This is a genomic window from Dysgonomonas sp. Marseille-P4677, assembly GCF_016652235.1.
In the GTDB taxonomy this organism is placed as follows: domain Bacteria; phylum Bacteroidota; class Bacteroidia; order Bacteroidales; family Dysgonomonadaceae; genus Dysgonomonas.
The window spans coordinates 1-21122 of the sequence record NZ_JAEPKU010000050.1 but is presented as its reverse complement, the minus strand read 5'-3'; the positions used below and the strand labels follow the sequence as shown (position 1 = coordinate 21122).

Below are 21122 nucleotides of genomic sequence, written 5' to 3'. Positions count from 1 at the left end.
GTACAATGAATTTTGAACTACAATATACTGACGGCCAATCCAAGGCTAGGGCAGGACTTATTACAACTGATCACGGACAGATAGAAACACCTATCTTTATGCCTGTGGGTACACAAGGGGCTGTGAAAGCCGTTCATATGACTGAATTGGAAAAGGATATAGAGGCTCAGATAATTTTGGGTAATACATATCATTTATATTTACGTCCGGGATTAGATATTCTTCAACAAGCAGGCGGTCTGCATAAATTTAATAGCTGGAATAAGCCTATTCTAACTGATAGCGGTGGCTTTCAGGTATTTTCCTTAGCCGAAAATAGAAAGCTGACAGAAGAAGGAGCTATTTTCCGTTCACATATCGATGGGTCAAAACATATTTTTACACCCGAATATGTGATGGATATACAGCGAATCATAGGTGCCGATATTATTATGGCCTTTGACGAATGTACTCCGGGTGATGCAGATTATTCGTATGCAAAAAAATCGCTCGATCTGACTGAAAGATGGTTGGATAGATGTTTTCGGCAATTTAATGGTACAGAGTGCCAATATGGATACAAGCAAGCTCTCTTCCCGATAGTACAAGGTTGCGTATATCCTGATTTGCGTCGTCGGGCTGCTGAAAATATAGCAGCTAAAGGAGCAGACGGAAATGCGATTGGCGGTTTGGCCGTAGGAGAACCTACCGAGAAAATGTATGAAATGATAGAGGTTGTGAACGAAATATTGCCGCAGGATAAACCTCGTTATCTTATGGGAGTAGGTACGCCCGCTAATATATTAGAGAGTATAGAAAGAGGTGTGGATATGTTTGATTGCATTATGCCAACACGCAATGGACGTAACGGGCAAATTTTCACCAAAGATGGTATAATGAATATGCGTAATAAGAAATGGGCAAATGATTTTTCTCCAATCGAAGAAAATGGAGCTTCATTTGTTGATACTTTATATTCAAAAGCATATCTTCGTCATCTCTTTATAACTAACGAGATACTAGGCTTACAGATTGCGTCTATTCATAATTTGGCATTCTATCTATGGTTGGTAAAAGAGGCTCGAAAACATATTATAGAGGGTGATTTCTCGTTGTGGAAAAAAGCAATGGTAGAAAATGTCTCCCGGAGAATTTAATTTGACATTATTAAATCAATATAGCTGAGATTAGTAAGTAATAATGAAGGTATTATCGATACTCGACAAGTATATAATCAAAAAATTCTTGGGAACATACATATTCTCAATAATTCTTATTATATCTATAGCTGTTGTATTTGATATAAACGAGCGGCTAGATAAATTCCTTACAAACAATGCGCCTCTAAAGGCTATTGTTTTCGACTATTACTTCAACTTTGTACCTTATTATGTAAATCTGTTCAGTGCTCTATTTGTCTTTATTGCAGTTATATTCTTTACATCCAAACTGGCCGATAATTCAGAGATCATAGCCATGCTTTCTAATGGTATGAGCTTTAAAAGGCTGATGAAGCCTTATATGATATCGGCGGGAGTAATTGCAGCCTTTTCTTTTATACTGAGTAGCTTTATTATACCTCCGGCTAATGAAACCCGTATCAATTTTCAGAACAAGTATATCAAAGATAAGAGTGTCGATTATGCTACAGGTATTCAAATGCAGGTTGATCAAGGTGTTATACTTTATATAGATCGATTCGATAATAAGACTAAAGAAGGATATAACCTGTCTCTTGATAAGTTTGAGGATAAAGAACTAAAATCTCGTCTGATAGCATCGCGTATTCAATACGACAGTGCTTATCATTGGGTGTTGAATAATTACTCGATCAGAGAATTTGAAGGTATGAAAGAGGTTATAAGTTCGGGTACAAAAATGGATACGACAATCAATGTTATACCTAGCGATTTTCTTGTTTCTGTAAACGATTTTGAGCAAATGACAACTCCTAAATTATATGAGTATATTCAGCGGCAAAAAGCTAAAGGATTAGCTAATGTAGGGGGGGTGAGTATTACTCAATTCGAAATAGAATTCCATAAGCGTTTTGCTTCTGTATTTTCGGCATTTATCCTGACTATTATTGGAGCTTCTCTTTCGGCACGTAAAGTGAAGGGGGGGATGGGGCTTAATATTGGAATTGGATTGGGACTTAGTGTGTCGTATATTTTATTCCAAACAGTAAGTTCTTCGTTTGCCGTAACTGGTACTATGTCGCCTATGCTGGCTGTTTGGATACCGAATATTGTATTTATATTTATTGCTGCATACTTATATTCTAAAGCTCCTAACTAAATGGATATATGAGAGATATGATATAAAAAAAGAGAATCTTATAAGATTCTCTTTTTTGTTTTTTACCAGCCAAAAGCCTCATCGGTCATCCATTTGCCCTGTACTTTCATTACCTGTTCGATAATATCACGGGCAACACCCATTCCGCCTTTGTAGTGGGAAATATATTTTGCAATACTTTTTATTTCGTTAGCAGCATCGGCCGGAGCTACAGATAGGCCTACCGATTGCATTACATGATAATCAGGCAAGTCATCACCTGCATATATAATTTCTTCAGGTTTGTAACCTGTCCGCTGTACATAGTCATTGAAGTCGTGTATTTTGATTTTGGACTTCATATATATATCTTTTATACCCAAGCGAGAGAAACGAAGACGTACAGCTTCTGTATCGCCTCCTGTAATGATTGCTATGCCATAACCATTACGCACTGCAAGATTGATCGCATACCCGTCTTTAATGTTTACCATGCGCATCGGCTCACCCTCAGGTGATAGGGGTATAGAATCGGGAGATAGAACTCCATCAACATCAAATATAAATGCTTTAATCTTGCTTAGATCATAATTAATAGTACTCATGATATCATCAATTCGTTTTAGTATTATGTATATTTTCGCTAATCAGCTTATATATTTCTTTTATTCTGTCGTCTTCTATCATTTCCAGATGTTTGTTAATTATATTCTCATCAAATCTTACTGCTGGACCAGTTTGAGCTTCATCTGGTGTCAATTCATGAACTTTCGATGCAGTCTCATCAATGAGAGGTAGGGCTACATTGAAGGGTAGGTCTATTTTCTTTAAAAAATGCTCTGCCAAAGAGTACATATGGTTTGTGAAATTACAGGCAAATACCCCGGTGAGATGAATATATCGTCTGTCTGTTGATGACAAGATAGAGACTTTATCTGATAGTTGTTTAGAGATGGAATCCAATGTTTGTAGACTCTTATTGTCCGATGCTTCTATAAAGATAGGGGTAGTTTTCCAGTCCAGTACCCTGTTTTTGCTGAAGGTCTGAAATGGATATATTACACCATAAGCAGCATTATATTTTTCAAAAACAGACATAGGGATACTGCCTGATGTGTGTATCCATAGGCCTTTATTTGGATGGAGTTGTGATATAATATCTTCAAGTACCGAATCTTTCAGGCAGAAAATATAGATATCAGCATCAGAAACTATATCCTCTATATTTGTTACTGGTTGGGCTTCTACTTGATTAGCCAACCAAGTTGCTGATTCAAAGCTCCGACTATATACTTGTATGATATTAAAACCATATTTATAAAGCTCGGTAGCTAGATGAACAGCCACATTTCCGGCTCCTATAAATACAATTTTCATTAGTTTTTCTTTTTAGAAGTTAGCACCATGGCTACACCAGCAATGATGAGTCCCAGAGGTACTATCAAATTTGAATAATTACTCATCCAACTAAAAAAGAAGTCAGCGTTTAGTAAAATACCGACACCTAGAAATATCCATCCCAGTATCTTTTTAGGTTGCGTGATAAGAAATACAATACCTGCCATTAAAAAGAAAGCTCCTATACTAATTAGATTCTTAGCATATGGTATATGAGACAGAATACCTAATTTGTCTAAAAGGAATACTATACCGAATACAAGAATAGTGATTCCGTACGATAAACGGTCGTTTGATGTTTTGTTTGAACTGGTAGCCATATTTTAGATCAAAATAGAATGATATATTTTATAATTATAAGGTAAATATAGTATTATACTTTATAATAGATCGTTCGGTAATTTTAATCAGTTAGTTGATCTATATTAAATTTTCCAATATGTATTTTCTCCCATTGAAGTTTATCTTCATCATGTGGAGCTTTTTCTTGTGCTTTATGCCCGATAGCAATTATAGACAAGACCTGCATTTGCATAGGAACATCTAACAGTTCTCGTACGTATTCATCAGAAGGTGTGTCTCCTTCGGTAAATCTTTCTCTGACTTGTACCCAACAGCTACCTAGTCCTAAATCTTCGGCTTGTAATTGCATTATGATAGAGGCTATTGAAGTATCTTCTATCCATACATCGCTAGTCAATGGATTAGCCAATACAACTATTGCTAGGGCGCAACCGGCAATTAATTTACTACTTCCTTTTTTACAGAGAGAAAGCTTTTCAAGCATCTCTTTATCTTCTACAAGCACAAATTGCCAAGGATTGGCACTCTTAGATGCAGGAGACAAAAGTGCGGCCTTCATTATTTTTTCTACTTGGTCCGGAGTTAGCTTTTCTTCTGTAAACTTTCGAATACTGCGACGGTTTATTATTAATTGTTGAAAATCAGTCATTGCTTTTTTATCTTTTAGCGTCTTGTTAAACGTTCAATTTCTTCACCTAGTTCCTCCACGCTTTTAACTCCCTCTGTACTATTCTTCCGAAGCAATATATTTAGAGTTTGCATAATAAGTTTTATATCCAGAGCTAAGGAGTATCCGTTGATATATAAGAGATCGTATTTTAATTTATCCCTTGCCGATGTATTATATTTTCCTTGTACTTGAGCTAAACCGGTTAATCCGGCTTTTACCCGATGGCGAAGTTTATATTCCGGCATTTCTTCACTGAATTGTTCTACAAAGAACGGGCGTTCGGGGCGAGGTCCTACAATGCTCATATCACCTATCAGTATATTGAATATCTGAGGTATTTCGTCGAGGCGAGTTGCTCGAAGTATGTGTCCCAGTTTGGTGATACGTTTATCTGTTTCTTGAGCTAAAACAGGCCCGGATATGGCTTCAGCATTTTCGACCATTGTCCGGAATTTATATATCTTAAATATTCTATTGTCCCGAGTAATTCTTTCTTGTACATAAAATGCGCTCCCTCCTCCAATTTTAAGAATAAGATACACACATACAAAAGGAATGAAAAATATCACTAAAGCTATAGAACTTAGAACAACATCTATTATCCTCTTTATCGTTTCACTTCCTTGCGATAGACCTAACTCTCTAACATCTAATACGGGAGAGTCATCTATTTGCAGGAAGTTTGCATTGAATTGTAATATTTCTGAACTTTTGGGTTGATATAGAACCGTGCGATCTTTTTCTACGCAATAAAGTATGATTTCTTGTTTCAAGGTTTCTTCCACATCTTCTGTCAAGAAAGTAACATCACATTCGTCTATGAAGTCGAAAACTTTTGTGTAGTCAGGTGCGCATACATGTTTTATATGCGACCACATACCTCTCGATTCAAGTAATTTATAGGCTAAAGCCTGAGCTTTATCGTAACCAATTACCAGTACTGATTTGCCTTTGTTTACTCTAAAATACATTCGGCTGGCAAATAAATGCCAGAGGGTTATGAGTACAATTTGGATAAGGGTACTGGATAATAGTATACTTCGGGGGAAAGCAAATTCCCTTATAAAAAAACTGATACCCATTGTAATAAACAGAAGGGAACCTAAAGCAAGGGCAACGGTATAACCAACACCGAAGAATGTAAAATCTTTTGGCTTATCTAATTCAAAAGTATGGCTTAATATGATGTAACTGAAAATAATAAAAGGCAAACTTGACCAGAAAGCATTGTAGTTGATTGTAAAGTTATCAAGTGAGTCTTTAAATATATAGAAAGACAACATATATGATGCATAAATGATGCCTAAATCTAACAATGGAATTAGAATTCTAAAACCTTTGTAGCCGAATATTCTCTCTAATATTTTATTCATTTAGTAAAATAATATGACTAAAATAGAATGACTAGCGGAATGTGTATGTGAAATTTAGCACTTACTTTTTCTTAGTCTTACTTTTAGTTTTGGAGGCAGGCTTACTGTCAGTTTCGTTGACTATCTTCATCGCGGCTTCAAAATTAATACTGTCAGGAGACGTTCCTTTTGGTATTTTATAGTTGTTTTTCTTGTATGCGATATAGGGGCCGTACCGTCCGTTTAGTAACTGTAGTTCTGTATCTTCTGTAAATGTTTTTATAACCTTTTCTGCATCTTTTTTCCTTTTTTCAGTAATTAAAGGAATTGCATCTTCGATATCTATACTATAGGGATCATAAGTTTTCGGTAAAGAAATAAACTTTCCATCATGTTTTATATAAGGCCCGAAACGACCTGTACTTACACTTACTACTTTATTTTCAAATTCACCGATTGTTCGAGGTAATTCAAATAGTTTAAGAGCTTCTTCAAGCGTAATAGTTGTTATGGACTGACTTTTCTGCAAACTGGCAAACTGAGGTTTATCCTCGTCTTCTTGAACACCAATTTGTACCATTGGTCCAAAGCGGCCTATTTTTACCGATACCTGACGACCAGATTTAGGATCGAGGCCTAATATGCGTTCTCCTATTTTATGATCGGTTTGCATATTGGTAGCAGACTCTACTACAGGATGGAATACTTTATAGAATTTGTCAATCAATTGAGTCCAGTTCTCTTCTCCTTCTGCTACATGGTCAAACTCTTTTTCGACATTAGCTGTAAAATTATAGTCAAGAATGCCGGGGAAATACTCTGTAAGAAAATCATTGACAACTATACCTGTATCAGTTGGTATTAGTTTTCCCTTGTCGGTTCCGGTTATTTCGGTCTTTTGAGAGTCTGAAATTTTATCCTTTTTTAGTGTCAGTACATTGTATTGACGCTCAGTTCCTTCTATATTAGACTTTTCGATGTATTCTCGATTCTGAATTGTAGAAATCGTCGGTGCATATGTTGATGGACGTCCTATGCCCAACTCTTCAAGTTTACGAACAAGGGCAGCCTCGCTATAACGGCTTGGTCGTTGGGTAAATCGTTCGGTAGCCGTTGTTTCTTTCATATCCATAGGCTCCAAAGGTTTTACTGATGGAAGAAGACTTGTTTCGCTGTCCATATTTTCATCATCAGTTCCTTCTAGATATACATGTAAGAATCCATCAAATTTAATGACTTCTCCTACAGCCGCAAATTTGAGATCGTTATTGTTTGAAATACCTATTGTGATGGTTGTCTTCTCCAGTTCGGCATCAGCCATTTGTGATGCTATTGTTCTCTTCCATATAAGGTCATATAGTTTCTTTTCTTGGGCTGTGCCTGCAACAGTACTTTCTGACATATAAGTTGGGCGAATGGCCTCATGTGCTTCTTGTGCACCTTTGCTTTTAGTCGAAAATTGACGAACCTTAGAATATTGCTTACCGTATGCCGATTCTATTTCACTCTTTGCAGTATTGATCGCTAAGCCCGATAGGTTAACAGAGTCGGTACGCATATATGTGATTTTTCCCGATTCGTATAGCTTTTGCGCTACCATCATAGTCATAGATACAGGAAAACCTAACTTGCGAGATGCTTCTTGTTGAAGTGTTGAAGTAGTGAAAGGCGCTGCCGGAGATTTTTTTATCGGCTTGGTTTCCACATCCTCTACTTTAAACGAAGCATCTTTTAATTTTTCAAGAAATTCTAAAGCTTCTTTCTTTGTCTTTAACCGTTTATTGAGCTCTGTCTTTATTTCGGTTTCTACTCCATTCTCTTTTTTTGTAAATATAGCAGTTACACGATACGATGCTTCGGCTTTAAATGCTTGTACTTCACGCTCGCGTTCAACTATGAGTCTTACAGCTACAGACTGCACACGTCCGGCAGATAGTGCCGGCTTTACTTTACGCCAAAGTACGGGTGATAATTCGAAACCTACTATGCGGTCAAGGACACGGCGGGCTTGTTGGGCATCAACCAGATTTATATCTATTGGCCGGGGATTCTCTATAGCATGAAGAATCGCGTCCTTTGTTATTTCGTGGAAAGCGATTCTTCTGGTTTTTTTTTCATCAAGCTTCAGCGTTTTAAATAAGTGCCATGATATGGCTTCCCCTTCCCGATCCTCATCGGAAGCGAGCCACACAATGTCAGCATCCTTGGCAGCTTTCTTTAATTCGTCCACTACCTTCTTCTTGTCGCTGGGCACTTCATATATGGGGGTGTAGTCGTTCTCAAGATCTATCCCGAGATCTTTCTTTTTTAAATCTCTAATATGTCCGTAACTAGACATAACTTTAAAATCTTTACCAAGAAATTTTTCTATGGTTTTGGCTTTAGCTGGAGATTCGACTATCACTAAATTTTTTTGCATATAAGGCTTGTCTTGTATTATATTATGATGAGTCCTACATTGGACTCATTAAAATGCATTGTTTATACTATTGAACCGCAAAAGTAATGATTTTGTTTTAAATAGCAGAATAAAAAAAAAATGAACAATAGAGTTTATTATTATGTTTCTATTCATTTTAACATAAATAAGGTTCGATAATTTTGACAGATCTTTGACTCAATCGAAAAAAATAGGTTTAATATCTGCTGCAAAATAAGAAAATCCGACTTCTTCAAAATTGTAAAATGAAAGAATGTTTTTTGCTATAGGAATGAAAGCTTCAAAATCATAGATTATTAAATCAATGTATGAAAAATGAAACCCTGTTGCTCCGCCTAAACTGTTTGCTATACCATTGTAGTTTATCTCACTAATTATTTTGTCTTCGATTTCACTTCTGAAATTAACCACTTCTTCACGTGGAATATTTATATTCTCGAAGAATAGGAAACCAAAAATAACTCCGTTTTCTTTGGCTTCATCAAAGTGGTTTCTGTGTCCTTGATAATAATCATTTATGAGTGCTGTACATGAAGTGTATCCCGAAAAAACGTCTTCGCGTAAAGTCCATTCCTTTTCTTGTGAAGGTTCTATTCTGTATCCACTATATATTTGGGTTGGATTCTCGAATTTAGGCCAGCTGTTTTCTTCTATTCTTTTATCTATAATGGTTTTAAGGTCTGTTATATTAGTTGACCCTTTTTCTTTTTGGCTTTCAATAAAATTGATATATCCTACATATTCCATTGTGTATAGCTCACTAATGAACTGATCGAGATATATAAAAAACATAGAGTAGCGTTGCTTCTCTTCCAATTGCATTAGTTTAGGGCTATATACCTCAATGTTTATTTTACTTCGCTGATTGTCTGTTTCCGGATATATAACAATGTCACTCTTATCGATCTTTGTCCCATACATCTCCATTGTTGAATCAGGATCAGCATGAGCCGGCTTTGTTGAATAAAAATTCCATGTTTCGGATAGGCTTTGGGGTGCATATTGGTTCCAATAATAAATTTGCATCAGTCTGCATCTATCTCCTTCGGGTGTAAGGATTAATTCATATTTACCTTCACTGTTTTTACCCATCTCAAAATATACTTTAGAGAAGGCTATTTGCAGTATATTATCCACGAAGCTAATGAGAGTTTGACCATCAGCGTTATTATCCATCATTTCTCTAATTTGATATTCTTCTTCCAGAAAAGACTTCCAGAACTTGGATACTCTATTTTTGAATGACTCTTGCATACCCTATTGTGTGTTTTAAGTTGTATAATCAAAAATCAAAGATAAAAATAAATTATATGTAATGAAATTTATATTCTAGTCATAATAGTAACAATTGGTAATATTAAATAGGTGAATTAAAAACATATTGGAAGTTTTGTCGTGTTTGAGGTTTCTTTATTTAGCCATGAGGGTTATGATGTCTTTTCTTTGTAGGATAAATATCTTTCCGTAGTGTTTATAAGTGATACAACTTAAAAGTTTGTATTACTTATTTGTATTACTTAAATGTACTACAAGTTTATAATTATAATGAAAATATGGAAACGGATCTTAACGGGGAATGGGGATAGAACAGATTGTATATATAACCTTTAACTTATCTTCTAAATAACTTGTGATTAGTGTCTGTCAACTTGTAACTTTTTACTATCTTTGCCCTCAATTTTTTAAGGAAGTTTAAATACACACTATGAGTAAGCAGTTTTCTGAATATAATAAGTTTAACTTATCCGATATCAATAAAGAAATATTGGAAAAATGGGATAAAGAGAACATATTTCAACAAAGTCTGGATATGCGCACCGGAGCTCCATCTTTTGTTTTTTATGAAGGACCGCCGTCTGCAAATGGAATGCCGGGTATTCACCATGTGATGGCAAGAGCCGTAAAAGATATCTTTTGTCGTTATAAGACGATGAAAGGTTTCCTTGTGAATCGCAAAGCAGGCTGGGATACTCATGGCTTACCTGTAGAGCTCGCTGTTGAAAAGAAATTAGGTATAACCAAAGAAGATATTGGTAAAAAAATATCGGTACAGGAATATAACGACGCTTGCCGTAAGGAAGTGATGAAGTATACCGGAGAATGGGAAAATTTAACTCGTATCATGGGATATTGGGTAGATATGAACGATCCGTATATCACTTACGATAGCCGTTATATAGAAACACTCTGGTTTTTGTTGAAGGAATTATACAAAAAAGGATATCTATATAAAGGATACACTATTCAGCCTTACTCGCCTGCTGCCGGAACAGGACTTAGTACACACGAACTAAATCAACCTGGGGCATATCGTGATGTAAAAGATACGACCTGTGTAGCTCAGTTTAAGATAAAAATGCCTAAGACCGAAATGTCTCAGTTTGGAGATGCTTATTTCTTGGCTTGGACGACAACCCCTTGGACATTACCATCGAATACAGCCTTGGCTGTAGGCCCTGAGATTACATATGTTGCCGTACAAACTTATAATCCTTATTCGGGAAATAAGATGACGGCCGTGATGGCAAAATCGCTTCTTTATAGCATGTTCAATGAAAAGGCTAAAGATATCGCTCTTGAGGACTATAAGCAAGGAGATAAGCTAATCCCTTACAGAATTGTAGGAGAGTGGAAAGGTCGGGAATTGGCAGAGATGCAGTATGAGCAACTTATACCGTGGATGAACCCTGGCGAGAATGCCTTCAAGGTACTTGTCGGAGATTTTGTTACGACCGAAGACGGTACAGGTATAGTCCATATTGCCCCTACATTTGGTGCAGATGACGCCAGAGTGGCTAAAGCAAATAATGTACCTGCTCTGTTGCTGTTGGATAAAGATGGCAATCAGCGTCCGATGGTAGATCTTACGGGTAAATATTTCCGATTGGAAGATATAGATCCGGAATTTGTAAAGACTAGTGTAAATGTAGATCTATATAAAGAATATGCAGGGCGTTATGTGAAAAATGAATATGACGACACTCTACCTGCCGATGCCAACACATTGGATATCGATTTGAGCGTTATGCTTAAACTAGCCAATCAAGCCTTTAAGATAGAACGTCATGTGCATAACTATCCGCATTGTTGGCGGACTGATAAACCTGTATTATATTATCCATTGGATAGTTGGTTTATACGTACTACTGCCAGCCGAGAACGTTTGATCGAACTGAATAAAACAATCAATTGGAAACCAGAATCTACCGGTTCGGGGCGTTTTGGTAAATGGCTCGAAAACCTGCAAGACTGGAATCTTAGCCGCAGTCGTTATTGGGGCACACCGCTTCCAATATGGCGTACCGAAGATGGTAAAGAGGAAAAATGTATAGGTTCTGTTAAAGAGCTATATGCCGAAATGCAAAAAGCTATAGATGCCGGATTTATGGCTGAAATACCTTGGAAGGGTTTTGAAGAAGGTAATCTCGATAAGGCAAATTATGAGAAGATCGATTTACATCGTCCATATGTGGATAATATTGTTTTGGTTTCGGATTCGGGCCAACCGATGAAACGCGAAACCGATCTTATCGATGTTTGGTTCGACTCAGGGGCGATGCCTTTTGCTCAGGTATTCTATCCCAATATCAGTGAAGAAGAATTCAGCAAGGTTTATCCTGCCGATTTTATCGCAGAAGGTGTTGATCAGACTCGGGGATGGTTCTTTACATTGCATGCTATATCTACAATGTTTAAAGACAATATATCATTCAAGAATGTTATATCCAACGGATTGGTGTTGGATAAGAATGGAATGAAAATGTCGAAACGTTTGGGTAATGCAGTCGATCCGTTTTCTACAATCGAAAAATATGGTTCAGACCCTTTGCGTTGGTATATGATAACTAATGCTTCGCCTTGGGACAACCTGAAGTTCGATATAGACGGAGTTGAAGAAGTTCGTCGTAAGTTCTTCGGTACATTGTATAATACATACTCATTCTTTGCATTATATGCCAATGTTGATAACTTCACGTTTAAGGAAGACGTGATTCCTGTGTTTGAAAGACCAGAGATTGATCGTTGGATAATATCATTGCTCAATACACTGGTAAAAGATGTGGATGAATATTATGAAGCATATGAGCCTACAAAAGCCGGACGTGCGATATCTGATTTTGTTAATGATAACTTGAGTAATTGGTATGTACGTCTCAATAGAAAACGTTTTTGGGGAGGAGAGATGACCAAAGATAAATTATCAGCTTATCAGACTCTTTATACTTGTCTCGAAACAGTAGCTAAGCTGATGTCTCCTATATCTCCATTTTATGCAGATAAGTTATACTGTGATTTGGTTGGAGTAACAGGACGAGGTCAGGAATCTTCTGTGCATCTAGCGAATTTTCCAGCTTATGAGTCTTCTGTAGTAGATAAGAGTCTGGAGGAACGTATGCAAATAGCTCAGGACATATCTTCGGCAGTATTAGCTTTACGTCGTAAAGAAAGTGTGAAAGTACGCCAACCGCTTATGCAAATAATGATTCCTATTCTTAATGAGAAGCAGGAGGCAGATATAGATGCAGTTCGTGAGTTGATACTTAGCGAAGTGAATGTAAAAGAATTAAAATACGTAAATGGTTCGGATGGTATTTTTGTGAAAAAAGTGAAACCAGATTTTAAAAAGCTAGGACCTCGTTACGGAAAAATAATGAAACAGCTAGCCGTTGAGGTTCAGAATATGCCTCAGGATGCGATAGCTCTCTTCGAAAAAGATGGAAGTTATACATTCAATATAGATGGGCAAGAAGCGACTATAGAACGGGCTGACGCTGAAATAATATCGGAAGATATACCCGGATGGCTGGTTGCAAATGCCGGTAAATTGACTGTAGCTCTTGATGTAACTATTACTGATGATTTGCGAAAAGAAGGTATTGCACGCGAACTGGTTAACCGGATACAAAATATACGTAAATCAAGTGGTTTTGATATTACTGACAGGATTAACGTAAGAATATCTGATTTGGAACAAGTAAGAGCTGCTATTTCAGAATACAAGGAATATATGGCCTCACAGGTGTTGGCCGATAATATAGAGTTGTCCGATGTAGCAAATGGACAAGAAATAGATATGGACGACTTTATTTTGCAGGTATCTGTAGAGAAAATTAGATAAAATAATTATCTTTAGTAAAAATAAAACTAAAACAGGATGTTTAACTTTTAAAAAGTAAAGTTATGGCAGAAAAGACGAGATACACGGATGAGGAATTAAAAGAGTTCCGCGATATTATTCTAGAAAAACTGGAAAAGGCTAAAAAAGAATATGATGAGCTTAGAGCCGCCATTACTAATACTGACGGTAATGATGTGACTGATACATCGCCTACGTTTAAGGTGTTGGAAGAGGGAGCATCTACTCTGTCGAAAGAGGAAGCGGGTCGCTTAGCTCAGCGCCAGATGAAGTTTATTCAGAACTTACAATCGGCTCTTATTCGTATCGAAAATAAGACTTATGGTATTTGCCGTGAGACTGGTAAATTGATACCGAAAGAGCGCCTTCGTGCGGTACCTCATGCTACTTTGAGCATCGAAGCTAAAAATAGCGGAGTAAAATAATAAATAAAATAAATAACTATGGAAATGGAGGAAAAATAGATGTGCAGACTTCTGTTTTTTCTTCGTTTTCTTTACGGGATAAGTGATCATTTATGGATAATAAGAATAGGGGGCTGATTGCGATACTTGTCATAGTATTAGTCATTATAGTAGATCAAGCATCGAAGATATGGGTGAAAACGAACATGTCTTTATATGAAAGCATTGAGATTTTCAGCTGGTTTAAAATCTATTTTGTAGAAAACCCCGGAATGGCTTTCGGTATGGAGTTGGGTAGCGGAGAGTCTAAAGCGTATGGTAAACTTTTCCTTTCACTGTTTCGCATTGTAGCTATATTCTTTATTGGCTATTATTTATATACTTTAGTAAAGAAGAAGTATTCGAAAGGATATATTGCTTGTATTGCACTTATTCTTGCGGGGGCATTTGGTAATATTATCGATAGTATTTTTTATGGAGAAATTTTCTCAGCTAGCTATCAAGGGCATGTAGCTTCGCTCGTTTCTTTGGGTGAGGGGTATTCAAGTTGGTTGCATGGTAAAGTTGTTGATATGCTTTACTTTCCCCTTATAAACGGAACTTTCCCTACTTGGTTTCCTGTGTGGGGGGGAGAGAATTTTGTTTTCTTTAGTCCAATATTTAATATAGCAGATTCGGCGATTACAGTAGGTATTTTTCTCCTTCTTATTTTCTATCGCAAGACATTATCAGTATCTTTGGAGAAAAAAGATTAGCCTGATTATGCAACGTTCAGTAATTTATCTTGTCATTTTTATTGTTATTCTTTTCTACTCTTGTGGAAGAAGGCCAAGGTATGTGTTACCTGAAGATAAAATGATGGATGTGTTATATGATATACAATTGGCTCAGGCAATTTATCGTTCTGATCCAAATTTTAATACCGATGAAAAGAAAGATGCACTCATCGCAGGCGTACTTCATAAATATAAAATTAGCCAAGCAGATCTAGATTCTTCTCTCCTTTGGTATTCAGACAATATTGAATATTATATGGCTATTAACGATTCAGTAGCTTCGCGGTTGAGAGCAAGTAATACGAGGGCAATGGATGCTAAGTCAGCTTTAGCTCAAGGGCGAGATTTCTCAAACTTAATTATTCCTCCATTTTATAACTTGACTAATTCTTCTCCTACATTGGTATTTAATATAGATTCAACTAGGTTGATGACAATAGACTATCCTCGTTTCAGCTTCAAATTCAATGTGCACGGGTTAAATGATTTATTAGATGCGGAGGCCGCCGTTTTCTTTACATACAAAGATACTTTAGTGAAGAGGATTGTGCCAATAGATCAAAATTCCATCTATACTTTCTCTAAACCTCAATTGGCTGATAGTTTATTGAAAAGTATAACAGGATATGTTCATGTTGCAAATAAGGTGCGAGGTGGATTCACTAATGTTGTTCTGTATGATATTACTTATATAGATACTTTGTCAGTAATGAATAATGAAGCAGGATATCCCGTACAGAATAATAATCCGGAATCGTTGAAAAAGATAGATACGATATCTGAAAGAAACAATGAAATATCTTCTTCGGCAGAAGGAATGAGGGTAAAAGAAGGACAGAATACTCCAGGCAATAATAGACCACAACGAAAATCAATGTTGAGACGGAGTAGAGAATAACCAGTCTCTTATGAAACGATATTATTCACATTTTACGTTTATATATCCAGATATCTATCTCAAAAATCACATAGTGGAAATGGATTTGGAGGGGCATATTATCCGGTGTTTTCCATTTGAAAAAGAGATAGAAAAAACGGAGTTCTATTCTGGATTGTTGGCTTTTATACCGAAAGATATTGAGTTACAAGAAATATATGATTTTAAAAAAGATATCCTATCTTATTATATTGATAATTCAGATTTAATTCATATATCCACGAATATCAAATATAATATTTATAATGAGGATATATCAATATACTAAATTACTTGTAAAATAAAAGATATGAATAATATAGGACAAGTAAAGCTTAAGATTAATATGGTTCTACCTTATTTTGGGTCTAGAGCAGGAGGTGGTTTGAAGGTTATGTATGAATATGCTAAAAGGTTATCTGCACGAGGACATGATATTACAATATATAGTAGCGTAAGGACAAATTATAGGCAAGAATATAATAAATCAGATTTTACTCTAAAACGTAAATGTTTAATAAAGAGTATAAAAGGGAGACAACGTCCTAAATGGTTTTCTTTACCTAAAGATATTATTTGTAAAATAATACCTTATGTTTCTGACACTTACATTCGTAACGCAGACGTGTGTATATCTACATGGTGGGCGATAGCTTATCACATATCAGGATTGAGTTTATCTAAGGGAGTTAAATTTAATCTAATTCAAGCTTATGAGACTATAATGACCTCAGAATCAGAAAATGATGTACATGATTCATATAAGTTACCCATTAATCATATTGTTATCTCTTCATATCTAGAGAAGATTGTCTCTTGTTATGCAAAAAATGGAAGAATATCATATATTCCTAATGCAATAGATTTGGATATATATAAATTGATTATCCCAATTGAGAATCGGATCCCCCAAACGCTTATATTAAGATATTCTAGTTCAAAATATAAGGCATGTAAATATGCTATTGAAGCATTTATCCATTTGAAAGAAAAGTATGCAGATTTAGATGTAATTTTATTTAGTTCCGAAAAGAAGCCAGATAATCTTCCTCGATGGATGAAGTATATTTATGGAAGTAGTGACACAGTGCCATTATATAATAAATCTGCTATATATGTATCTTCGAGTATAACAGAAGGTTGGCCATTACCACCCATGGAAGCAATGGCTTGCGGATGTGCATGTGTCTGTACTAATATACCTTCCCATTTATCTTATATGATTGATGGCGAAAATGCTTTATTAGTAGAGCCAGAGAGTGTCGATGATTTAATAACTAGAATAAGTTATTTAATAGATAATTCTCATAAGAGAATCGAGTTGGCTAAACATTCTAATCTTTTAATAAAACAATACGACTGGGAGTGTTCTGTTGATAAATTAGAGTCCTTATTCTATAAAAGTTTGAATAAATAAGTAAATATTATATGAGTAATAAACAACCTTTGGTCAGTGTAATTCTGCCGAATTATAATCATGCACAATATTTACAACAGAGGATTGAAAGTATATTGAATCAAACTTTTCAGGATTTTGAATTGATTATTCTGGACGATTGTTCGACTGACAATAGTGTTGATATTATTCGGAAATATGCGGAATCAAAAAAAGTATCGCATTTAATTGTCAATAAAGAAAATTCTGGTTCGACCTTCCTACAATGGGAGAAAGGTTTTCATCTAGCAAGAGGAAGGTATATATGGATTGCAGAAAGCGATGATTACGCTGATCCTGTTTTTTTAGAAACCCTAATTAATCTTCTAGAAAATACATCCAGTAGTTGTGTCGCATATTGCTATTCTAATTTAATAGATGAAAATGGGAATATCTTGTCTGACGATTGGGATCGTAGCCATAAAACAAAGTATAAAGTAAAAGTTTTTGATGGTAAAGATTTTGTAAAAGCATGGATGTTATTTAACAATACAATATACAATACGAGTATGGGAGTATTTCGTAAAGATGCCTCTACTAAAATAGGAACAGAATATACAAAATATAAATATAGTGGAGATTGGTATTTCTGGAATAGGTTATGTTTGGAGGGTAAGGTAATAAGATGTTGTGATAAATTGAACTATTATCGCCAGCATACGGAAAAAGTAACCTCTAAAGCGGATCTAGAAGGTCTCGGTTTTATTGAATCTAAATATATAATTGAGGATCTTATCAGACGGTTATGTTTGACATCAATACAGCGTAAGATTGTAATAGGGTGGTTTATGAAACGCATAGTGATTTCAAAACTTTTTAGGAATAAAGATATAAAAAAGAAAGTTTTGAGTGATATCCAATCTTATTTTAAATGTGGTATTTCTTCTATTTATATTTATAAATTAGATAAACGGTTGAATTTTTCTTCATTAAATATAAAGAAGAATCGATCGTTATAATATTGGCTATGAATAATCTAGTTATAATGAATAAAAAAATACTATGATAAATTTATTGATATTAACGCCGTGTATTCCTTATCCAATAAATTCTGGAGGAAATCAAGGTTTTTTTCAGCTGATAGACAGGCTTCGGATGTATGTTGATATATCAATTGTTATTCCAATTGCTGATTCCGATAAGGATGCAATGAAAGAGATAGAATCATTATGGAGAAACGTAAAATTCTATTTTTTTAATTTAGACCAAAAGGAAGATCCGGAATGTGATAAGTCATTATCATATAAATTTCTATCTAGAATTAAGATTTCAGTAGATCGCAAGTTACAACGAAGATTGAAAGAGAAAGGATCAGAAGATTTAATTCGTTCTAATTCGATTCTCAAATTTAACTCATCTGAATTAAAAGAGGGATATATTAATTTTGTGGATGAAGTAATTCGTTCTAATAAATTTGACTTAATTCAAGTTGATTTCTTTGAGCTTATTGATATAGTGAATATTTTACCTTCCAATATAAAGAGTGTCTTTATACATCATGAAATAAGATATGTTAGAGCTTATCAGGAGCTGAATCTCCTACAGGATGCCAGACCTTTTGATAACTATTTATTTAATTCTTTGAAGAAATACGAAATAGAGAATCTTAATGCTTATGATGCTGTAGTTGCGATGACAGATGTAGACAAAAAAAAGTTATCGGAAGTGTTGAAAAAGGATGTTAAAATAGAGACATCTCCTGCAATAGTGGAAGTAAATGAATTTAAATTCGCAGAATCATTCGAATTTCAGAATAAACTTATTTACTTAGGTGGTAGTACTCATACTCCAAATTTGGATGCAGTGAATTGGTTTTTATTTCATTGTTGGGATGATATCCGAAAAGTCAGACCTGAATTGGAATTACATATTATAGGACAGTGGAATTCTAAACTTAAAAAATATTATACAGACAGATTTGAAAATATAGAATTTAAAGGATTTATCGAAGACTTATCTAATGAATTTTCTGGAGCTATCATGATAGTTCCTCTGCGTATTGGAAGCGGTGTTAGAATTAAAATTCTTGATGCAATAAGTAAAGGTGTACCAATTATATCTACCAGCATAGGAGCGGAAGGTATAATGCTTGATGATAAAGAAGATTGTTTGATAGCAGATGATGATGAGTCATTTGTCAAAGCTGTATTAGTTTTGATAAATGATAATAAATTATGTTATAATCTATGTGTAAATGCTAGAAAAAAGCTAGATGGAAGATGTAATTCCAATCAATTAGCTTTAAGAAGGTTAAATATTTATGAGGATTTATTAGGTTTGCCATATACTCAAAAAATAATTCAATCTAAATGAAAGGGCCGTTAGTTAGTATTATTATACCTAATTACAATCATTCACCTTATTTAAAGCAGCGGATAGATAGCGTTTTGGAACAATTATTTCAGGATTTTGAGCTCATTATCTTAGATGATTGCTCGACGGATGATAGTCGCTCCATTATAGATAAATACTCATCCTCCAATAAAATAAGTCAAATAATTTTTAACGAGTATAATTCAGGATCGACTTTTCTTCAATGGAAGAAGGGATTTTTCCTTGCAAAGGGCAAATATATATGGATTGCAGAGAGTGATGATTATGCTGATACCTCATTTTTAGAAAAACTAGTACCTCTATTGGAAGATAATCCAGATTGTAATATTGCCTTCAGCGAATCTTATGCTATTGATGAGTATAATAATATCCTTCCTGACGATTGGGATCGTAATAAAGGTTTAAAATCTTCCGTAAGTGAATTTGATGGTAAAGCCTTTGTTAGAGCACGTATGCTATTTAATAATAGTATTTATAATGCCAGTATGGCTCTTTTTCGAAAAGCAGCATTAACTTATATTGATGATCGTTTTATGGATTTTAAATATTGTGGAGATTGGTATTTTTGGAATAAGGTGTGTTTTCAGGGAAGTGTAATACGATATAATGAAAAACTGAACTATTTCAGACAGCATGCTCAAAAAGTAACACCTAAGGCAGAGGCAGAGGGAAAAAGGTTTATAGAGGGTAAATATGTGATTGAAGATATGGTAGAGGTGTTAAATTTAACGCCTATACAAAAAAAAGTTATTGTTGGGCGGCTGATGAAATATATAGTTAGTTTTAAACATTTCAAAACTAGAGAACTGAAGAACGATATAATAGAAGATGTAGCTGGTTATCTAGGCTATGGTAGATCTTCTATATTTATTTATGAACTGGATAAAATTTTAAATTTTTCAAGGTTAGATATAAAAAAGAGTAGATATCTATGAAAAAAAACATTCCCAGAATATCTATTATAATATCGACTTATAATTGGCCTGACGCATTACGGTTGTGTTTACAGAGTATTACTTGTCAAACAATTTTGCCGGATGAAGTAGTTATTGCAGATGATGGCTCTAAAGAATCAACTACCGAATTAATAGTTGAGATGAGAAAATCGTTTCCTTGCCCTATTGTGCACGTTTGGCATGAAGATAAAGGATTTAGATTAACTGTAATTCGTAATAAAGCAATAGTTAAGTCAACAGGTGATTATATTCTTCAAATAGATGGTGATATTATTTTAAACAAACATTTTGTCGAGGACCATCTTAAGTTTGCTAAAGAAAACTGTTTTGCAACAGGGAGCCGTATTATGTTATCGTCAGAACTTACTCGAACCCTCCTTGAGGATGATTCTATATCAATAAACTTGTGGACCAGAGGATTAAAAAATAAACAAAACTCAATTCGAAATGTTTTTCTTGCTTCTTATTTTCGTTTCAGATATAAGAAGGATAGTCCATATTATATCAAAGGTTGTAATATGGCTTTTTGGAAAAAGGATCTTATTACCGTCAATGGTTACAATGAAGATATGACAGGCTGGGGCTATGAAGATAATGAAATTTCAGCAAGATTAATTGCTTCAGGTGTCAGAAAGCAATATTTAAAATTTAGTGGAATCGTTTATCATTTGTACCACAGATCAAGTAGTCATGAGAGAGAAAATATTAATTCTTCAATATTTAAAAACGCAATAACAAATAAGAT

18 protein-coding genes are annotated in these 21122 nt (G+C 34.9%); 11 read left to right on the top strand and 7 right to left on the bottom strand.

Translation table 11 applies throughout. From position 1 onward, the window contains the following. The first annotated feature begins 5 nt into the window (after nt 1-5). Nucleotides 6-1136, top strand: coding sequence for a tRNA guanosine(34) transglycosylase Tgt (tgt, locus tag JGH11_RS10200; protein WP_201111485.1), 1131 nt, complete (start codon nt 6-8; stop codon nt 1134-1136). Between the two features lie 43 nt (nt 1137-1179). Beyond that, entirely contained in the window at nt 1180-2277 is a 1098-nt protein-coding gene (locus tag JGH11_RS10195; RefSeq protein WP_201111484.1) for an LptF/LptG family permease, read from the top strand. A 62-nt stretch (nt 2278-2339) separates the two neighbouring features. Here the strand turns inward: JGH11_RS10195 and JGH11_RS10190 are convergent, their stop codons facing one another. The 7 genes from JGH11_RS10190 to JGH11_RS10160 form a co-directional block, all read right to left on the bottom strand. After that, nucleotides 2340-2861: an HAD family hydrolase gene (locus JGH11_RS10190; protein WP_201111483.1), complete on the bottom strand. Its 522-nt coding sequence runs from the start codon at nt 2859-2861 to the stop codon at nt 2340-2342. Between the two features lie 7 nt (nt 2862-2868). Continuing rightward, the gene (locus JGH11_RS10185) at nt 2869-3633 is read right to left on the bottom strand and encodes a Rossmann-like and DUF2520 domain-containing protein (protein WP_201111482.1); all 765 of its coding nucleotides are present in this window, start codon (nt 3631-3633) and stop codon (nt 2869-2871) included. After that, nucleotides 3633-3974, bottom strand: a complete 342-nt coding sequence (locus JGH11_RS10180; protein WP_201111481.1) for a hypothetical protein — start codon at nt 3972-3974, stop codon at nt 3633-3635. Before JGH11_RS10180 ends, JGH11_RS10185 begins: the two co-directional genes overlap by 1 nt. Nucleotides 3975-4057: 83 nt before the next feature. Beyond that, nucleotides 4058-4606 carry a nitroreductase family protein gene (locus JGH11_RS10175; protein WP_201111480.1) on the bottom strand — a complete coding sequence of 183 codons (549 nt, stop codon included), beginning with the start codon at nt 4604-4606 and terminating at the stop codon, nt 4058-4060. Between the two features lie 14 nt (nt 4607-4620). Beyond that, on the bottom strand, nt 4621-6000 hold the full coding sequence (locus JGH11_RS10170) for a sugar transferase (RefSeq protein WP_201111479.1): 1380 nt from the start codon (nt 5998-6000) through the stop codon (nt 4621-4623). A 61-nt stretch (nt 6001-6061) separates the two neighbouring features. Next, nucleotides 6062-8398 (bottom strand): type I DNA topoisomerase, encoded by a 2337-nt coding sequence (gene topA, locus JGH11_RS10165; protein ID WP_201111478.1) that lies wholly within the window; start codon nt 8396-8398, stop codon nt 6062-6064. Nucleotides 8399-8596: 198 nt separating this feature from the next. Next, complete coding sequence (locus JGH11_RS10160) at nt 8597-9673, bottom strand: hypothetical protein (RefSeq protein ID WP_201111477.1); 1077 nt, start codon at nt 9671-9673, stop codon at nt 8597-8599. 451 nt (nt 9674-10124) lie between these two features. Here JGH11_RS10160 and ileS point away from each other — a divergent pair, with 451 nt between their 5' ends. The 9 genes from ileS to JGH11_RS10115 form a co-directional block, all read left to right on the top strand. Then, on the top strand, nt 10125-13538 hold the full coding sequence (gene ileS / locus JGH11_RS10155) for an isoleucine--tRNA ligase (RefSeq protein WP_201111476.1): 3414 nt from the start codon (nt 10125-10127) through the stop codon (nt 13536-13538). 62 nt (nt 13539-13600) lie between these two features. Further along, nucleotides 13601-13981 (top strand): TraR/DksA C4-type zinc finger protein, encoded by a 381-nt coding sequence (locus tag JGH11_RS10150; RefSeq protein WP_201111475.1) that lies wholly within the window; start codon nt 13601-13603, stop codon nt 13979-13981. A gap of 92 nt (nt 13982-14073) precedes the next feature. Further along, nucleotides 14074-14715 (top strand): lipoprotein signal peptidase, encoded by a 642-nt coding sequence (locus JGH11_RS10145; RefSeq protein ID WP_201111474.1) that lies wholly within the window; start codon nt 14074-14076, stop codon nt 14713-14715. Between the two features lie 7 nt (nt 14716-14722). Then, nucleotides 14723-15634: a DUF4296 domain-containing protein gene (locus JGH11_RS10140; RefSeq protein WP_236263953.1), complete on the top strand. Its 912-nt coding sequence runs from the start codon at nt 14723-14725 to the stop codon at nt 15632-15634. Between the two features lie 328 nt (nt 15635-15962). Next, the gene (locus JGH11_RS10135; protein ID WP_201111473.1) at nt 15963-17069 is read left to right on the top strand and encodes a glycosyltransferase family 4 protein; all 1107 of its coding nucleotides are present in this window, start codon (nt 15963-15965) and stop codon (nt 17067-17069) included. Nucleotides 17070-17080: 11 nt separating this feature from the next. Further along, entirely contained in the window at nt 17081-18046 is a 966-nt protein-coding gene (locus JGH11_RS10130) for a glycosyltransferase (protein WP_201111472.1), read from the top strand. Between the two features lie 43 nt (nt 18047-18089). Then, nucleotides 18090-19400, top strand: a complete 1311-nt coding sequence (locus tag JGH11_RS10125; protein ID WP_201111471.1) for a glycosyltransferase — start codon at nt 18090-18092, stop codon at nt 19398-19400. Further along, nucleotides 19397-20356 (top strand): glycosyltransferase, encoded by a 960-nt coding sequence (locus JGH11_RS10120; RefSeq protein WP_201111470.1) that lies wholly within the window; start codon nt 19397-19399, stop codon nt 20354-20356. The genes JGH11_RS10125 and JGH11_RS10120 overlap by 4 nt, the downstream gene beginning before the upstream one ends. Further along, the coding region (locus tag JGH11_RS10115) for a glycosyltransferase family 2 protein (RefSeq protein WP_201111469.1) at nt 20353-21122 on the top strand (770 nt) is incomplete at its 3' end. The genes JGH11_RS10120 and JGH11_RS10115, both read left to right, overlap by 4 nt.

What these genes read in the sequence shown, in the direction of transcription:
- tgt (WP_201111485.1), top strand. Translation starts at nt 6, where the DNA reads ATGAATTTTGAACTACAATATACTGACGGCCAATCCAAGGCTAGGGCA.
- JGH11_RS10195 (WP_201111484.1), top strand. Translation starts at nt 1,180, where the DNA reads ATGAAGGTATTATCGATACTCGACAAGTATATAATCAAAAAATTCTTG.
- JGH11_RS10190 (WP_201111483.1), bottom strand. Translation starts at nt 2,861, where the DNA reads ATGAGTACTATTAATTATGATCTAAGCAAGATTAAAGCATTTATATTT.
- JGH11_RS10185 (WP_201111482.1), bottom strand. Translation starts at nt 3,633, where the DNA reads ATGAAAATTGTATTTATAGGAGCCGGAAATGTGGCTGTTCATCTAGCT.
- JGH11_RS10180 (WP_201111481.1), bottom strand. Translation starts at nt 3,974, where the DNA reads ATGGCTACCAGTTCAAACAAAACATCAAACGACCGTTTATCGTACGGA.
- JGH11_RS10175 (WP_201111480.1), bottom strand. Translation starts at nt 4,606, where the DNA reads ATGACTGATTTTCAACAATTAATAATAAACCGTCGCAGTATTCGAAAG.
- JGH11_RS10170 (WP_201111479.1), bottom strand. Translation starts at nt 6,000, where the DNA reads ATGAATAAAATATTAGAGAGAATATTCGGCTACAAAGGTTTTAGAATT.
- topA (WP_201111478.1), bottom strand. Translation starts at nt 8,398, where the DNA reads ATGCAAAAAAATTTAGTGATAGTCGAATCTCCAGCTAAAGCCAAAACC.
- JGH11_RS10160 (WP_201111477.1), bottom strand. Translation starts at nt 9,673, where the DNA reads ATGCAAGAGTCATTCAAAAATAGAGTATCCAAGTTCTGGAAGTCTTTT.
- ileS (WP_201111476.1), top strand. Translation starts at nt 10,125, where the DNA reads ATGAGTAAGCAGTTTTCTGAATATAATAAGTTTAACTTATCCGATATC.
- JGH11_RS10150 (WP_201111475.1), top strand. Translation starts at nt 13,601, where the DNA reads ATGGCAGAAAAGACGAGATACACGGATGAGGAATTAAAAGAGTTCCGC.
- JGH11_RS10145 (WP_201111474.1), top strand. Translation starts at nt 14,074, where the DNA reads ATGGATAATAAGAATAGGGGGCTGATTGCGATACTTGTCATAGTATTA.
- JGH11_RS10140 (WP_236263953.1), top strand. Translation starts at nt 14,723, where the DNA reads ATGCAACGTTCAGTAATTTATCTTGTCATTTTTATTGTTATTCTTTTC.
- JGH11_RS10135 (WP_201111473.1), top strand. Translation starts at nt 15,963, where the DNA reads ATGAATAATATAGGACAAGTAAAGCTTAAGATTAATATGGTTCTACCT.
- JGH11_RS10130 (WP_201111472.1), top strand. Translation starts at nt 17,081, where the DNA reads ATGAGTAATAAACAACCTTTGGTCAGTGTAATTCTGCCGAATTATAAT.
- JGH11_RS10125 (WP_201111471.1), top strand. Translation starts at nt 18,090, where the DNA reads ATGATAAATTTATTGATATTAACGCCGTGTATTCCTTATCCAATAAAT.
- JGH11_RS10120 (WP_201111470.1), top strand. Translation starts at nt 19,397, where the DNA reads ATGAAAGGGCCGTTAGTTAGTATTATTATACCTAATTACAATCATTCA.